The 16832-nt window shown below is 42.7% G+C and carries 11 protein-coding genes and 1 pseudogene; 7 read left to right on the forward strand and 5 right to left on the reverse strand.

Translation table 11 applies throughout. The features are described from left to right. Window positions 1–411 precede the first annotated feature (411 nt). The 4 genes from PSI17_RS04590 (at window position 412) to PSI17_RS04605 (ending at window position 7644) form a co-directional block, all read left to right on the forward strand. Window positions 412–2253 carry a non-ribosomal peptide synthetase gene (locus PSI17_RS04590; RefSeq protein ID WP_273550840.1) on the forward strand — a complete coding sequence of 614 codons (1842 nt, stop codon included), beginning with the start codon at window positions 412–414 and terminating at the stop codon, window positions 2251–2253. Next, window positions 2243–6634 (forward strand): non-ribosomal peptide synthetase family protein, encoded by a 4392-nt coding sequence (locus tag PSI17_RS04595; protein ID WP_273550841.1) that lies wholly within the window; start codon window positions 2243–2245, stop codon window positions 6632–6634. The genes PSI17_RS04590 and PSI17_RS04595 overlap by 11 nt, the downstream gene beginning before the upstream one ends. Before the next feature lie 9 nt (window positions 6635–6643). Continuing rightward, a complete protein-coding gene (locus tag PSI17_RS04600; RefSeq protein ID WP_273550842.1) occupies window positions 6644–7033 on the forward strand; it encodes a nuclear transport factor 2 family protein in 390 nt (129 codons plus the stop codon). A gap of 140 nt (window positions 7034–7173) precedes the next feature. Then, entirely contained in the window at window positions 7174–7644 is a 471-nt protein-coding gene (locus PSI17_RS04605; protein WP_273550843.1) for a MarR family winged helix-turn-helix transcriptional regulator, read from the forward strand. Between the two features lie 61 nt (window positions 7645–7705). Here PSI17_RS04605 and yaaA read toward each other — a convergent pair whose 3' ends face one another. Beyond that, window positions 7706–8482, reverse strand: coding sequence for a peroxide stress protein YaaA (gene yaaA, locus PSI17_RS04610; protein WP_273550849.1), 777 nt, complete (start codon window positions 8480–8482; stop codon window positions 7706–7708). 171 nt (window positions 8483–8653) lie between these two features. On the opposite strand from yaaA, the gene tal reads away from it, so the two are divergent. Together tal and mog are read left to right on the forward strand one after the other, a co-directional pair. Further along, on the forward strand, window positions 8654–9607 hold the full coding sequence (gene tal / locus PSI17_RS04615) for a transaldolase (RefSeq protein ID WP_198689852.1): 954 nt from the start codon (window positions 8654–8656) through the stop codon (window positions 9605–9607). Window positions 9608–9762: 155 nt separating this feature from the next. Continuing rightward, window positions 9763–10341 (forward strand): molybdopterin adenylyltransferase, encoded by a 579-nt coding sequence (gene mog, locus PSI17_RS04620; protein ID WP_198689853.1) that lies wholly within the window; start codon window positions 9763–9765, stop codon window positions 10339–10341. A gap of 58 nt (window positions 10342–10399) precedes the next feature. On the opposite strand, the gene PSI17_RS04625 is transcribed toward mog, so the two are convergent. From PSI17_RS04625 to PSI17_RS04635, 3 genes and pseudogenes are all read right to left on the reverse strand, one after another. Then, the gene (locus PSI17_RS04625) at window positions 10400–11800 is read right to left on the reverse strand and encodes a glycoside hydrolase family 1 protein (protein WP_273550844.1); all 1401 of its coding nucleotides are present in this window, start codon (window positions 11798–11800) and stop codon (window positions 10400–10402) included. An 82-nt stretch (window positions 11801–11882) separates the two neighbouring features. Beyond that, a pseudogene (locus tag PSI17_RS04630) lies at window positions 11883–13256 on the reverse strand (PTS transporter subunit EIIC); the annotation flags it as partial. 112 nt (window positions 13257–13368) lie between these two features. Beyond that, window positions 13369–14022 carry an ArsR/SmtB family transcription factor gene (locus PSI17_RS04635; RefSeq protein ID WP_273550845.1) on the reverse strand — a complete coding sequence of 218 codons (654 nt, stop codon included), beginning with the start codon at window positions 14020–14022 and terminating at the stop codon, window positions 13369–13371. A gap of 129 nt (window positions 14023–14151) precedes the next feature. Between PSI17_RS04635 and PSI17_RS04640 the strand changes: the two genes are divergently transcribed. Continuing rightward, the gene (locus PSI17_RS04640) at window positions 14152–14649 is read left to right on the forward strand and encodes a DUF2938 domain-containing protein (RefSeq protein WP_273550846.1); all 498 of its coding nucleotides are present in this window, start codon (window positions 14152–14154) and stop codon (window positions 14647–14649) included. Window positions 14650–14720: 71 nt separating this feature from the next. On the opposite strand, the gene PSI17_RS04645 is transcribed toward PSI17_RS04640, so the two are convergent. Further along, window positions 14721–16793: a peptidase domain-containing ABC transporter gene (locus tag PSI17_RS04645; RefSeq protein WP_443255998.1), complete on the reverse strand. Its 2073-nt coding sequence runs from the start codon at window positions 16791–16793 to the stop codon at window positions 14721–14723. Between the last annotated feature and the right edge of the window lie 39 nt (window positions 16794–16832).

Raw genomic sequence — 16832 nt, forward strand, 5'->3', positions numbered from 1 at the left:
TAAAAATAGCGTATCAATCACTTGGATTGAACGATATTTACTCATCCATACGATTTTCCTGTATTAATAAGAATGGTGATCCTACATGAAACCAGATGAAATTAATCATCCATAATACACACACATACTGTCAACTATTAAAATTAAATTATCATTTAATAAAAATTAACATATTGTTTTTAAAGGGTTTAAATTAAACGAAAATGCAATTTCCAAAAATATGATTTTCTTTTGGAAATCATTTGACTGAATTCAGGGTTACATTGTAGACTTTGTCTCATCAGTATTTTAGGCTACAGAAACAAATCAAAATGAACAAAACCACCCTATAACATTACCGTAACATATCTTAAAGATTATTTAATATACATTCACATATTTAATTCACATTAAATATGGGGGGCTTCCCGCATGATTGAAAAACAAGTTGGACAGTTACGTACTATACCCAATATTTTGAGTGAAGTAGTAAATAAATACCCTAATAAACCAGCGTTAATATTTTACTCGAAAACATTATCATATCGTGATCTTTGGGAGCAATCGTCCCAGATAGCATTTGCTTTACAAAAAATAGAAATAAAAAAAGGGGATAAGGTAGCAATTGATATAACTCGCAGCCTTGAATTATATCTGGTAATGATAGCGGCAATTAGACTAGGGGCTATTATTGTTCCGTTAAGCAATACGTTTAATAATAACAGCCCTAAACAATATATGGCAGATTATATCAAGTCTGTTGATATCAGTTTACTGATTTCAGATGCTGATTACCCTGAATCATCTGAATTCAAAAAAAACAGTCTGAACTTAATCAATTCACAAATAAATTATCCGGTTATCTCCGTAGAAAACCTTTTTTCTCAAGCCCGCAATGTAGATTACATACCAACAGGATTTGAATGCGTATCCGAAGCGTTAGTTGCGACAGACCCTGTGATGATGTTGTTGACATCCGGCTCAACAGGTAACCCCAAGTGTGTGATTATACGTCATTGTGGGCTAACTCGCCTGGCAATCCCTGTCAGCCAGTTGGGTAATACAGACAATGACCGCTATTTACAACTTGCAGAGCCATCATTTGCTGCAAGTGCTAATGAAATCTGGATAAGCCTCCTGACCGGAGCCACACTTGTTATTTATCCCAAAAATGTTCCTGATTTAGCTGAAATCGATGACATCATTAATCATCAGCGTATTTCTGTTCTTTTCTTGTCTGGTGGGCTATTCCGGTTATTTGCAGAAGTTTCTCCTGATACTTTACATAAACCTGATTGTGTCATTGTTTCAGGTGATTTTGTTAACCCAAAACTGTTCTCAATGGCGTCCAAGGCAGGTAAGGGGCGCATATTCAATGGAATGGGATGTACGGAAAACTCAGCCCTCACTTCTGTTTATCAGGTACTACCCGATGTAATACTCGACGCTGATTCGCCTGTTCCTGTTGGTCACCCATTGCCTCTCGTTAATATGCTCGTGCTGGATGATAATTTAGAAGTTTGTGCCCCTGATATGCCCGGAGAACTTTGCATCAGCGGCGCAGGGCTTGCTGAAGGGTATTCAGACCCTGAATTAACTAATGAGCGTTTTGTTTGGCTAAATATTAATGGTAATCACGAACGTTATTACCGTACTAGTGACAAGGCCAAAAGAGATAAATCCGGCAATATTACACTACTGGGGCGGAGTAACGATATGTGTAAAATTCGTGGCTTCAGGGTCGAAATTACCGGAGTGGAACATACACTACGTTCACACCCTGAAATAGACGATGTCATCGTAACTACAGAACAGACTAATAATGAGTCTTTGTTACATGCCTATTATCTGAGTAAGTCAGATTCGCTATCCGGCACCAATCTTCGCGAGTTTATGAATTCAAAGCTACCTTCATACATGGTCCCGGAACGGTTTACACATGTTAATTTTTTACCCATGAATAAAAATGGTAAACGTGATCGAACTCAGATGGCTCAGTTTATTGTTGATGGAATGCACCAACAACAAGATGACAATATAGAATCAAAAATTCTCTCAATATGGGAAGAGATCACGGGTCATAAGAACCTTGATCCAGCAACTTCATTTTGGGAACAGGAAATAAATTCCCTTCATCTCATCAAATTAGCCTCTCTTGTCAGTAAAACTCTTGGTATTCATGTTTCATCTGCCGATGTGTTTTCAATGGACAGTGTCGAAAAATTAGCAGCTCAGTTTGGGCAAAATGACTTGGAGAGAAAAAATGGGCAATGAATCATTGAACAAAGCAGTAAAGGATATCTTAGGTAACAAAACATACATACCCAGTACACCGGGGCAAAAAGGGTTATGGTTACTTGATCAGGTACTGAGCCACCCCGAAAGCTACAATGTACCATTACTCATCGAGATAGGGACCCAACTAGATCACAGCTTAGTGGAAAAGGCAGTGACTCAATTTGTTGAAGTTACTCCAGTTTTGCGCACACATTTTACATTCAATCAAGATCAGCTTTATCAAGTCATAGAACAACCCTATCACATTCATATTACGCATAAAACTCTCACTGAGGTAAATCACCCAGAAGAAGTTATTCGGCAAATGGCGTCAAAACACTATGATTTGTCAAAAGGACCATTATTCGATATCTGCTTGATAACAGGGGAATCAAACCGGTGTTGGTTAGCGTGTTGTTTTCATCATATTATCGTTGATGCTTCATCAGTGACTATTTTTATAAAGAATATTCTCGAATGTTATGCTCATTTAGCTGAAAACAGAGAGTTTCATTATCTGAAAACCCATGCTGATTATCTGGAGTTCACCCAATGGCAAAAGGAGCAATTAGCCAAACCTGAAATTTCCACGATGAAAGACTATTGGAAGGAAATACTTACACCCTACCCTCCTATGGTAGATCTCCCGACAGATTATCCCAGAAAAGAATGCAGGGGAACCCAAGCCGGTTATTGTCACCTGGAACTTAGCCATGAAGATGCTTTGAAAGTAGCTGAGCACGCTCGAAATCTTGCTATGACCCCTTTCATGTATATGACCCTGTGCTGGCAGTTTTTACTGTATCGTTTGTCTGCCCAAAAAGATATCACCATTGGGATCCCCTTCGCATTACGGGATAACAGTGAATTTGAAGAAACTGTAGGATATTTGGTCAATACTTTGCCATTCAGATCTTATTTAGATCCAGATAGCACAGTGAATCAGTTTGCAATATCCGTTCGTAACCGCTTTATTCAGGCCCATTCTAATAAACAATTACCATTTACTGACATTGTCGCCGATACAGGTCAGAACGTTGGCCTGGATAACCCTATTTTTCAAACATTACTTGTAAATCTTGCTAGTATTAATGATGTATTTCAAGGTTTTCCTTACTCGATAAAGATCACTGAGCAATATATTCAATCAGCTAAATATGATTTAACCCTATTTGTCGAAACAGGGGCATCTCACCATTTCATTATGGAGTTTAATGCTGAGCTATTTAGAGACAGCACCATTCAATATTGGCTGGAACTCTATAAACAAACAGCTTTATGTATGGGAAATTGGAGGGAAAAGACTTTAGGTGAAGTTGAAATACTGACTCAAAATGAACAATTATCCATAGTCAATCGTTCAAGCACCCCATTCACTGACATGAACAACCAATGTTTTATTAATGAGATTGAGGAATATGCCAAAATTCATCCGAACAATATTGCATTAATAACACGTCACGGTCACTGGACTTATGGATGGTTAGATAATCGCGCCAACCAGCTTGCTGAGATCATGTCTACACATTACACCGCTGGTGTTGGTTCACGAATCGGTTTATTGCTGAACCGAAATGAAGATTCTATTGCTGCTTTGCTGGCCGTTTTAAAAACGGGAGCATCTTATGTTCCCATTGACCCAAGTTACCCTCAGGAACGTATTAAATATATGCTCCGGGATGCAGCGGTGGATTGTATAGTCACCACCAGTGAATTTGTTACCACATTACCTACGACCATCCACAAATTTGTGTTAAATGAAACGGTATTAACACCCGATGTTAGCTGGCAATCAGTACAACGGAAACCAGAAGATGAATTATATGTCATTTACACTTCCGGCTCGACAGGACAACCCAAAGGCGTGCGTTTACTGAATAAGACATTGTCCAATCTTCTTATATGGCAAAAAGGGATCACTATTTGTGGTGAAGGTGATTGTACTCTTCATTATATGTCTTTGTCTTTTGATGTTTCTGTACAGGAAATATTTGGAACTTTATGTACCGGCGGAAAGTTATATATTACAGATGAAGAAGAACGCAAAGATTTGCATCATTTGCAAAATATCATTGAGTCAAATGGGATCCGCCGGGCATATTTTCCCTATGTGGCACTTCAACATCTGGCTCAATTAGTATTCACGAATAAAGCTCAATTACCAACTCTTGATGAAGTCTACTCAACAGGGGAACAGCTGGTTCTCACCTCTGACATTAAACACATGTTTAATGTCAACCGAAGACTAATTAACCTTTATGGCCCTTCAGAGAGTCATGTTTGTTCTGCTTATGTCATGCCGGAAGATATATCTTCATGGGGAGACAGTGCATCAATCGGGTATCCACTACCCGGATTCACAATGCTTGTATTAGATGAACACAAGCGTATGGTTCCAAGTGGTGTAACAGGTGAACTTTGGATTATCAGTGACTTTCTATCCCCTGGTTATCACAACAAAGATCATGAAACTCAAACGCGATTTTTAACTGGAAACTGGCCAGGTGCACTTAGCCAACATGCTTATAAATCCGGCGATCTGATAAAACTAAAATCAAATGACTCATTTACATACCTTGGTCGTCTGGATAATCAGTTAAAAATCCGGGGATTCCGCATTGAACCATCAGAAATAGAAGCAGTTATCAATTCATTGGATGAAGTAAAAGTCTCCGCTGTTATTGGAAAGGAAATATCAGCAGGTAACAGAATGCTAGTGGCTTTCATAATCACGACTGTGCCACTAGAACGGGTTGAGCTACTAACGAGATTACGCAACTATCTACCGGATTATATGATCCCAAGTGAGTTCGTATTTTTACCTGCTCTTCCAACTACCCCTAGCGGTAAAATTGATCGAAAAGCACTACACCACATTGAAATAACGAAAATGTCGGGTGATGTTGAAGAAAACAACATTGAAGAGATTCTGACTTCAACCGAACAAACAGTAAAATTACTTTGGCAAAAAATTCTTCCGAACCGATCTATTAAACTGGGAGATAATTTCTTCAATATCGGAGGGCATTCACTGTTAGCCACACAGCTAGTATATTTACTGCGCAAACAATTTAATGTCGATTTTCCACTCAAATTACTATTCAGTACTCCTACCCTGCACGACATGGCAACGTCAGTTGATATCTATCTGGATAAAGGCAAAAAATCAGATGATGAAATAAAGCGTACATTTGTTAACGATGCTTTCATCCAGCATGATTGGACTTATACGCAACAATTAAATTCATCAAAAAGCAGCGACGTATTACTCACAGGAGCTACCGGTTTTTTAGGCATCTATCTGCTTCGTGCTTTACTGCAACAACTAACCGGTAAAGTAATTTGTTTAGTCAGAGCCACAGATAACAATACAGGATTGAACCGTATAATAAAAAATGCTCATCGCTATGGCATCAATCATGATATTGATTTTTCACGTGTTGAAATTGTGGCGGGGGATATTGCCAAGCCAAAATTTAATTTACCTGAGGCAGAATATCAATCATTATCAGAGCGAATATCTAAAATATATCACGCAGCGGCCCAGATTAATTTTGTTCTTCCATACAATAGTGTTAAAGGAACGAATGTCGATGGCATCGTGGAAATCATTAATTTTTGTTGTCACCATGAGCGTAAGAAACTGGAGTACATTTCTACCATCGCTGTATTTTCCCCAGATTATTCTAATCAGCCAATAACAGAAAATAACCTCCCAGACTGCCCAAATTCACTCTCTATCGGTTATACCCAAAGTAAATGGGTGGCTGAGCAGTATGTGCAGCAAGCCAGATATCAAGGTGTCGATATCAATATTTATCGGATAGGGCGTATATCAGGTGACAGTGTTACTGGTGCATGTCAAAAAGATGATTTTTTATGGCGACAAATTAAAAGCTTTATTCAAATGGAAATGGCACCATATCCGGAATTGCTAAGTACTGATCTATTACCTGTTGATTTTGTCAGTCAGACCATTGTGGCATTATCAACCTCTGCTAAGACACATGAGCATCAAAACTTCCATTTGTTTCATCCGAAAGGCACTGATTTTACCCCGGCATATCTGGCTATCAAACAAACAGGGCATAACATAACAACGATTTCTGAGTCAGAATGGTTAGAAAAACTCGAACAAATGGTTGTCAATGGCAATGACGTTGCTCTAGGTTCATTGATCCACCTTTTTAAAGAAAATGCTTTGAATATTGGTAATAATACCTATAACAACCAAATCACACACGAAGCCATTAAAGGCCTAGGTCTCGATTTTCCAGATATTAATATACAAACTTTCGAAAAATTAATTTGTTATTTTTTGGGTAGAGAAATCATACAGTCATATAAACCTAAACATAAGAACCCTGTAAAATACTAAGGAGAAATAATGTTTAAAGTTGTGTTTGATAATTATATAGCCGCAGTTTTAGAAAAGTCACCGACAAAACTCGCTTCTCTGTTTTGTGGCGATGGTATTCTGAAGTTACCATTTCGTACCAGTCGCGATACAATTGAGGGCCAGTCACAGATACTTGAGCATTACTCAACAAGTTTTGGTCAGGCACCCCTGATCTTTACATCAGTTCAGGATATAGAACTGTACCCCACAGATAATCCCGATACTTTTATCGTTGAATATCGACTGAATGGTGAAACATTACCCTACAAAAAAGGTTTTTATTGTTTATATATAAATGTATTTAAATTGAACGATGGTAAAATTAAGGAATTACATGACTATGAGGATGTCCTAAACCGATCAGCCATTTTTTCTTGATTTTTGCTGTCCTTAATCGTAAATAAGTGGATATTTACAGGCCTGTTCCTTATAAGAACATCTTTCGATATAGATTTTTATATATGGAACAGGCAATTAGTTCATTTTACTTTCGAAATGCAGGTTGTAAAAGAATCCACATGAAAACAAATAATCAAGATACTCATGATACTGACGTAACGTCTTTTGAAAATGCCTTGGGCTGGCTCCAGTGTGTTCTGGTGGCAAGAAGAACCATCACAAATCCGGAAGGTATTTCATGGCCACAATATGATACTTTACATTTACTCCGACAATACCAGCCGATGAATCCGAGTGTGATTGGCGAAAAACTCGGTTTTACCCGCTCTAAGATGTCTAAAATTCTAAGATTGTTAAAAGATAAAGAATTTATTGAACAAGAAGCGGGGGAAAACGATAAACGAGAGTTGGTCACTAAATTGAGTCCAAAAGGGCTAACATTTTTGCAGCGGGTCGAGTCCAGCAGGCATAACATGGCTGATATTGTCGTGTCTAATATGTCCCAAGGTGAAATCGCCCTATTTACAGAGCTTTGCCACCGTGCCGCAGATCTTTTGTATGCCCAAACCCCACTTCGTGATGAGGATTGAACCGTTACGGCTTTCGTCTTGAGAGCCGCAACTTGGAGTTTATAGGGAATGGTACTAAAAATTAACCCTGTTCAGATCGCTTAAACACCAACTCGTCCCCGTTGGAGAGAGATTCATCAAACGCATATCCTTCCAGATTGAACTCCACCAGCCGGGCAGGATCGGTCAATTGATGCTGGATGATAAAACGGCTCATCAATCCACGCGCTTTTTTAGCGTAGAAACTAATCACCTTGTATTTGCCCTTTTTTTCATCCAGAAAAACCGGCTTGATCATCTTGGCTGCCAGCTTTTTGCGATTGACCGATTTGAAATACTCATCGGAGGCCAGATTAACCAGAACATCATCACCCTGTTGTTCCAGTGCGGCATTTAAGTTTTCCGTAATGCGGTCACCCCAGAACTGATACAGGTCTTTACCGCGCGGATTTTCCAGTTTAATCCCCATTTCCAGACGATAAGGCTGCATCAAGTCGAGAGGACGCAACACCCCATACAGGCCGGATAGGATCCTCAAGTGCGTTTGGGCAAAATCAAAATCGCCGGCGGAGAAAGTTTCGGCCTGCATCCCGGTATAAACATCGCCTTTAAATGCCAAAATCGCCTGACGGGCATTTTCCGGGGTGAAATCAGGCTGCCATTCACCAAAACGCGCGGCATTCAACCCCGCCAATTTATCACTGATCCCCATCAAACTGCCGATTTGCGCCGGTGTCAGCGTCCGGCAAATCTCGATCAGTTGCTGGGATCCCGACAATAACTGCGGTTGGCTAAACTTTTCTGTTGCGAGAGGGCTTTCATAATCGAGTGTTTTTGCAGGTGAAAGGGTAATAAGCATCATTTTTTCCTCATAATCCAGACTTTCCCCACTTTAGCAAAAAAGCACGCAAAGGGGAGAATCTCAGTGAGACGATTTTCCTACCTTACAGCCGCGCTTGACCATGTTATTATCACCGGATGGCAAGGCAACGCTGCCAACAATTTTACGTATAACGATGAGATATTAAACATGACCGATAAACTGACTTCCCTGCGTAAACTGACAACAGTAGTAGCAGATACCGGGGATATCGCGGCAATGAAACTGTATCAGCCGCAAGATGCGACCACCAACCCTTCCCTGATTTTGAACGCTGCGCAAATTCCAGAATATCGCCAACTGATTGATGAAGCCGTTGAATGGGCGCGTAGTCAAAGCGACTCCCGTGAACAACAAATTATTGATGCCGGCGATAAATTGGCTGTCAACATTGGTCTGGAAATTCTGAAACTGATCCCCGGCCGGATCTCCACAGAAGTTGATGCGCGCCTGTCTTATGACACCGAAGCCAGCGTCGCGAAAGCAAAACGCCTGATCAAACTGTACAACGAAGCGGGCATCAGCAACGATCGCATCCTGATTAAACTGGCTTCCACTTGGCAAGGCATCCGTGCTGCGGAACAACTGGAAAAAGAAGGCATCAACTGTAACCTGACACTGCTGTTCTCCTTCGCTCAGGCGCGTGCTTGTGCCGAAGCCGGTGTCTACCTGATTTCGCCATTTGTCGGCCGTATCCTTGACTGGTACAAAGCAAACAGTGGCAAGCAAGAATTCGCACCACATGAAGATCCGGGTGTGGTTTCCGTTGCGGAGATTTATCAGTACTACAAAGAACACGGTTACAACACGGTTGTGATGGGAGCAAGTTTCCGTAACTCTGGTGAAATTCTGGAACTGGCAGGTTGTGACCGCCTGACAATCTCTCCGGCACTGCTGAAAGAGCTGTCTGAAACCGAAGGTGAAGTCGAGTGCAAACTGGGTTATGAAGGCGAAATCAAAGCACGTCCAGCGCCAATGACTGAAGCTGAGTTCTACTGGAACCACCACCAAGATGCAATGGCAACTGAAAAACTGGCGGAAGGTATCCGTAAGTTTGCGGTAGATCAAGGCAAACTTGAGAGCATGATCGCTGATCTGCTGTAATCTCCGGCGAGACGCTATTTTTCTTGCACCGTGTTTCTTACACAAATATCTTATACAAAGGCGACATAATATGAGTCGCCTTTACTCAATAAATTTCAAGTTGCAGCCACACATTTTATTCTTTTTTCTTATTTTTATAGCGAATTGAGGTTTGTATGAATGTATTGCGCATTGGCCTCGTGTCTGTTTCTGATCGCGCTTCACAAGGGGTTTATCAGGATAAGGGGCTGCCGGCACTGGAAGCGTGGCTGAAAAGAACCATTACCACACCTTTTAGCATAGAAACCCGCCTGATCCCTGATGAGCAAATCCTGATTGAACAAACATTGTGTGAATTGGTCGATGAATTGGGATGCCATCTGGTACTGACCACCGGGGGAACCGGCCCGGCACGTCGTGATGTCACGCCGGATGCAACACTGGCTATTGCTGATCGTGAAATGCCCGGATTTGGGGAACAGATGCGCCAAATCAGCCTGCAATTTGTGCCAACTGCCATCCTGTCCCGACAAGTCGGCGTGATCCGCAATCAAGCGCTGATCCTCAATCTTCCCGGACAACCAAAAGCCATTGCAGAGACGCTGGAAGGACTGAAAGACGAAAACGGCAAGGTGTTGGTCGCGGGAATTTTTGCCAGTGTTCCCTACTGCATCCAACTGCTCGACGGCCCTTATGTGGAAACGGATGAAACCGTTGTCGCTGCGTTCCGGCCGAAAAGCGCACGGCGCTTATAATCATCGAGTGAAAAGGTTCTGAGTGCATTCAGAACCTTTCAGGGTCAATAAGGTAACATTATTCACGCAAGCTACGGCCATGCGTTTCAATCACCTGCTGATACCAATAAAAACTCTGCTTACGGCGTCGTTCCAGTGTGCCTGTTCCCTGTTCATTCTGATCAACATAGATATAACCGTAACGTTTGGTTATCTCGCCTTTTGAAGCACTGACCAAATCAATCGGCCCCCAGCTGGTATACCCCATCACATCCACCCCATCTTCGATCGCTTCCCTGACTTGGAGCAGATGATCGTTAAGGTATTGGATACGATAGTCATCCTGAATACGGCCATCCGCATCCGGCGTATCTTTCGCCCCCAAGCCATTCTCAACAATAAACAATGGCTTCTGATAGCGATCCCACAGCAAATTCAATATCGTGCGCAAACCAACGGGATCTATCTGCCAGCCCCACTCTGAACTGGGCAGATAAGGATTAGCCACCATATGCAGGATATTGCCCTGCTGTTTCTGGTATTCCGCTTCATCCGCTGTCGTGCAACCACTCAAGTAATAACTGAATGAAATAAAATCGACGGTATTTTTCAGATCCTGCCGATCTTGCCCTGTTATGGTAAGTTCGATGCCATGCTCGCGAAAATAACGCAGCATATAGCCGGGATAATTGCCACGGCATTGAACATCGCCAAAAAACAACCATTTTTGATTTTGCTGCAACGTCGCCAGCACATCTTCGGGTTTACAGGTTAATGGATACATCAGACCGCCAAGCAACATATTTCCAATCTGGGCATCAGGAATGATTTCTCGGCACAATTTCACCACTCTGGCACCGGCAACCAATTGATGGTGAATAGCTTGATAGATCTCTGATTGACTGCTGTTTCTCGGCAAGCCGACGCCTGTCAAGGGTTCATGCAGTGACATATTAATTTCATTGAATGTCAGCCACAATTTCACCTTATGCTGGTAGCGGGTAAATACCGTGCGCGCATAGTGTTCAAAAAATGCGATCAGTTTACGATCCCCCCACCCGCCATATTTTTTGACTAACCTCCACGGCATTTCATAGTGAGATAGGGTGATCAAAGGTTGAATGCCATATTTGGCCATTTCGTCGAACAATCTGTCATAAAATGCCAGACCTGCTTCATTGGGTTGCTTTTCATCCCCATGAGGAAAAATCCGGCTCCAGGCAATGGAGGTACGTAAGCATTTAAATCCCATTTCGGCAAACAAGGCGATATCTTCGGGATAACGGTGATAAAAATCGATGGCAATATCTTTGAGATAGGGAGTTGTATCCGAAGGATCACGTTCAACCACGGGGCCAATAATCCCCTGCGGCAAAACATCTGATGTAGAAAGACCTTTTCCGTCCGTCAAATAAGCCCCTTCAACTTGATTGGCAGCAATCGCGCCTCCCCATAGAAAATGCGCTGGAAACTGTTTCATTCAAACCCCCTCTTATAGGCGCTTAAGGCTTCAGTGGAAATTCAGATTGGTTTTTATCGGTTTTATCTTCTGTCGGTGGATGGGTCACTGCGGGCAGACCAAACATCCACGTCAAAATGGTCGCAATAACCAACGCCAGCAATGTCCCAATCATTGCACCCCATACGGTATTATCGATCCCTGATGGCGGGATCATTTGCATGAAAGCGAAAATATTGCCCAGTCCTATTGAATAGACGGCACTTTGGTAATAGCCAGTCACAGAGCCACCTATCGCACCCGCAATACAGCCAAAAATAAATGGCCGACGATAAGGCAGGGTAACCCCATAAACCGCCGGTTCCGTGATACCAAATATCCCCGCGGTAACCGCAGAAGCCGACAGCATCTTCAATTTAGCATCGCGGGTACGCAGGAAAACCCCCAATGCGGCTCCCGTTTGCCCTATTACGGCAGGCAACAACAGAGGGATTAACGTATCGTGGCCCAAAACAGTCAGGTTGTTGAGCATAATGGGCACTAACCCCCAATGCAGGCCGAAGATGACACAGACTTGCCAGATTGCCCCCATGATCGCGCCGGCTATAGCGGGCGCAAATCCATATATTGTTTGATAACCATCAGCCAATGAATAACTTAGCCAAGTCGCTACCGGCCCAATCACAATAAACACGAGCGGAACAATCAACGTCAGGCAGATAAGGGGCGTCGCGAAGGTTTTGAGGGCGGCAGGCAGGCAGGAGTCCAGTTTTTTCTCTATTTTACAGCTTATCCAAGAAGCAAAAATAATGGGGATCACCGAAGAGCTATAATTCAAAAATGAGAGGGGAATGCCCATAAAATATTCCGTTGTACTGCCGGCAACCATTGACGTCTCAAAAGCAGAGATGATCAGGGGATGGACCAATGCCCCACCAATCCCCATCGTAATAAATGGATTCCCCCCGAATTTTTTACCTGCGGTATAGCCAAGTAATAAAGGAAAAAAATAAAACAGCGAGTCACTGGCGGCATACCAGATACGATAAGTGCCGTTGTCAGGCGTTAACCAATGAAATGCAACGGCAACGGCAAGCAAGCCTTTTAAGATCCCGGACGCGGCCATCACCCCTAAAAATGGGGTAAAGATACCCGAAATAATATCGATAAAACGGTTAAATATATTATCTCGTTTGTCCGTTGGATTGATCATTGGGGATGTTTCATCCGCCAATGCCAGCCGTTGTTGAATAACCTGATAGACCTCTTTGACTTCATTGCCAATCACAACCTGACATTGCCCCCCGCTCTCAACCACCGTAATGATATCGGGATGGGCTTTTAGCTTCTTGATATCGGTGAGTGCACGATCCCGTAGTTTGAAACGCAGCCGAGTCGCACAATGAACGAGGCTGACAATATTTTCTTTACCCCCAACGCCTGCAATAATTTCTTGAGCCAGTATCTGGTATTTCATGCCACTTCCCTCGTTTTCCGCATTGCCTATGCTTCAAGAAGTTAAATTCTATTGGCTTTTGCTGGCGGCTCAATTTTTGAACGACAGAAATGTGAGTACGATCGCTGGATATTTATTCATCCCCTGTTGGGTCAGTTTCAATGCGCATGCCGGCTTCTTTCCAGCCCGAAAAGCCTTTTTTAAACCGGCGGGCCTGAATTCCCTTAGCACGCAGCAGTGCGAGGGCATTGGCAGAAAGGACGCAATAAGGGCCACGGCAATAAGCGATGAGTTCCTGATTGGATGCCAATTCATCCAGCCGGTTTTCCAGTTCATCAACCGGAATATTCATGGCATTGGGTAAATGGCCCTGTGCAAACTCCTCTTTGGGCCTGACATCAAGTAACGTCATACTCTTTGCTTTGATCCTCTCCAGCAGTTCTTCCCATGAAATGGCTTCCTGACTGCTCGAATCATCGATCAACCTACGCATCTCTTTGCGGTTAAATTCGGCATATTGTTGCAGTGCAGCGATAATTGTCACAATAGGCCCTTCGCTCCGACGATAAAGCACATGCTTGCCGGATTTGCGCGACTGGAGTAACCCGGCACGTTTGAGATGCTGGAGGTGTTGGGAAGTATTGGCAATCGACAGGCCGGAAAGCGCCGACAAACTTTCCACGGATTGTTCAGTGTCGATCAGACACTCAAGTAGTACCAATCGATGGGAATTTCCCAACACCTTCGCAATTTCTGCGATCTCAACCAGAATTTCTTTATCAAACATTGACTTTATACTTCCTGCATTATTATATTCAATGAACTAATTGATTATTATGGTATCAAAGTTTTTTAGCCATTTCGAGTACCCGTTAATTGACCATACAGATAGCCACAATTCGGAGGATCGCAACAGATGAATGAAGGATTGGCGTTTATTATTTATTCTATATTGATTGGTGCTGGTGCAACAGTTGTTATGGATCTTTGGGCGGTTTTCATAAAACGGTGTTTCGGCATTCCCTCACTGAACTATAGCATGGTAGGCCGCTGGATCGGGCATATTCCCAAAGGCAAATTTATCCATACCAGCATCCTACAAGCCGACCCCGTAAAAGGTGAAACCGGCATGGGTTGGTTAGCTCACTATCTGATTGGGATCATTTTTGCCGGCTTCTTATTACTCATTTATGGACCAGATTGGGCGCAACACCCCACTTTTCTACCCGCTTTAATGACCGGTATCGTGACGTTAGTTGCCCCTTTCTTCATTATGCAGCCGGGCATGGGCATGGGTATTGCCGCTTCTAAAACACCCGCCCCCAATACCGCCAGATTAAGAAGCCTGATGGCACATACTTCTTATGGCGTTGGCCTGTATTTAGCGGCGTTATTATTAACGTTATTTTCTTGATTTTATTTCTTAATGACCGTCGATAAATTTGGATTATTTATCGACGGAAGATATATTTTCAACTCATGTCTTCAACAGGCAATATTGACAACTTCAAACTCAGTAAAGGCTTTGTCCTTTAGGTTATAAATCCGATCTGCAACAGAAATCGTTTCTGGCCGGTGAGCCACAAAGACGCGAGTGATGGACATCTGTTTCACCGCTTCGTTTATCTTTCGCTCATTAAAGACATCAAGGTTACTAGTAGCCTCATCAAGAAAGAGAATACGTGGACGCTTATAGAGCGCTCTTGCAAGAGATACGCGTTGCTTTTGTCCCCCCGAAAGAATACTTCCCATGTCACCTATCATAGTTTCATACTGCATCGGCATAGCCATAATCTCGTCATGTATTGCGGCAGCCTTGGTGCATTTATGCATCCATTCAATATCGGGTTGAGGGTCAAAGGAGGAAATGTTATCCATTAGGGAAGCCGCAAAGAGCTTATCATCCTGCATTACAAATGCTGTGTGTCGGCGATATTCGTCAATACCAATCTGCCGCACGCTGACACCATCTACTAATACATTCCCTGATTGAGGAATAATCAGACCAGACATAACCTTGAGAAGAGTCGATTTACCACAACCTGATGGCCCCACGATTGCCACACTCTCGCCAGCATTAATCTCCATGTCGATACCTTCGAAAATGAATGGCTCAGCTTCTCCATAACGATATGCGAGAGCGTTTAGCGTTATCCTACCAGTAACATTATCAAGGGAAATGGGATTTTCCGGATACCAAACACTTTCTGTTTCTGCCGTTGCAATATCTGTGAGACGATCCGTGTGTATAGATATAAGACGAAAGTCAAAAAAAGAATTTATTACCTTAACAAAACGCGTAAGGAACATATCCGAATAGAGCATAAAAGCAAACAGGATGCCTGCTGTTATTACATTTTGCTCCATGAGGTTACCGCCAAAGAACAAAATCGCGACCGATGAAAGGCCGGTAAGGAACCCAGAAAGAGTTTGATTTATGAGGTCTACCTTAAACAAATGAGCCCGGGCATTAGCAGCATCAATCACTTTATTAAGCCATGCAATACGCCGACATTCAGTCAGAGCAAACACCTTAACGCATGCCACGTTTCGCACCGTCTCGAGGAAATGAGATGACTGCTGCGCCTCGTGAGTTATTGCCTCGACTCTTGCTCCCTTGTATGTACCATAGATGGCGAGTTTTACCCCGAAATAAATAGAGGAAATAAACAGCAAAATAATAGACAGAAGCGGGCTGTAGCAGAACATCAGTACGATCAGTGTAAGTAGGATGAGCACATCGAGCAAAGAAGTGAGCATCTCCGCCGTAAAGGCTTCCTTTATCTCGTTAAGCGATGTCAGTCTAGAGGCTATATCTCCCACGTGACGCTTCTCAAAGAATGCTAACGGTAGATTAAGCAATCGGTTAAAAAAACCTACGCTCCACTGTATTCCAAGTGAATAACGCATTGCCATCAGCGTCCAAGCTCGAATGATACTGAGAGCTGAGCGGAGGATCAGTAGAAAAATAACACCAACAACAATCAAATTTAACATCTCGAGATCACTGGATCGTAGCGTCACATCAATAATGAATTGAGAGCCGAAAGGGATGGAAAGAGCAAATCCCTCAATAAGAAGCGACAGTAGAATGATTTTAAACAGTGTGCTTCCAAGGCCGACCACACCTCGGAACATATCCGTAATTGTGATGCCTTCACTTACCTTCTCTTTTTTAAAATCAGGTTGTGGCCACACTTCTAGGGAGATACCAGTAAATTTATTTGAAAGCTCTTTTAAAGAAATATCCCTTCTCCCTAAGGCTGGATCATGGATAATTGCACCTTTCTTTGTGATTTTTTTCAACACCACGAAATGATTAAAAGACCAGTGCAGAATGCACGGAAGCCTAGCACCACTGAGTTCGTCAAGATCAAGACGCACAGCCCTAGCATTCATGTTTATTCGTCCCGCTGCCGTCATGAGTTGCCTTAATGACATTCCATTGTTAGATACATCGAAAACCCTTCTCATACTATAGACATCGGTTTCACGACCATGCAAAGCAGCAATCATAGCTAGACATGCTAATCCACATTCCGTTACCTCTGTTTGCATGATCACAGGGAGTTTTTTGGTGAAGGGCTCGAAAAGTCA

The organism is Xenorhabdus sp. IM139775, assembly GCF_028598745.1.
In the GTDB taxonomy this organism is placed as follows: Bacteria; Pseudomonadota; Gammaproteobacteria; order Enterobacterales; family Enterobacteriaceae; genus Xenorhabdus.

Bases quoted from the DNA above. Each gene is read 5' to 3' on its own strand.
- PSI17_RS04635 (WP_273550845.1), bottom strand. From the start codon at position 14,022: ATGTTTGATAAAGAAATTCTGGTTGAGATCGCAGAAATTGCGAAGGTG.
- yaaA (WP_273550849.1), bottom strand. From the start codon at position 8,482: ATGCTTATTACCCTTTCACCTGCAAAAACACTCGATTATGAAAGCCCT.
- PSI17_RS04600 (WP_273550842.1), top strand. From the start codon at position 6,644: ATGTTTAAAGTTGTGTTTGATAATTATATAGCCGCAGTTTTAGAAAAG.
- PSI17_RS04605 (WP_273550843.1), top strand. From the start codon at position 7,174: ATGAAAACAAATAATCAAGATACTCATGATACTGACGTAACGTCTTTT.
- PSI17_RS04595 (WP_273550841.1), top strand. From the start codon at position 2,243: ATGGGCAATGAATCATTGAACAAAGCAGTAAAGGATATCTTAGGTAAC.
- PSI17_RS04645 (WP_443255998.1), bottom strand. From the start codon at position 16,793: ATGCAAACAGAGGTAACGGAATGTGGATTAGCATGTCTAGCTATGATT.
- PSI17_RS04590 (WP_273550840.1), top strand. From the start codon at position 412: ATGATTGAAAAACAAGTTGGACAGTTACGTACTATACCCAATATTTTG.
- tal (WP_198689852.1), top strand. From the start codon at position 8,654: ATGACCGATAAACTGACTTCCCTGCGTAAACTGACAACAGTAGTAGCA.
- PSI17_RS04625 (WP_273550844.1), bottom strand. From the start codon at position 11,800: ATGAAACAGTTTCCAGCGCATTTTCTATGGGGAGGCGCGATTGCTGCC.
- mog (WP_198689853.1), top strand. From the start codon at position 9,763: ATGAATGTATTGCGCATTGGCCTCGTGTCTGTTTCTGATCGCGCTTCA.
- PSI17_RS04640 (WP_273550846.1), top strand. From the start codon at position 14,152: ATGAATGAAGGATTGGCGTTTATTATTTATTCTATATTGATTGGTGCT.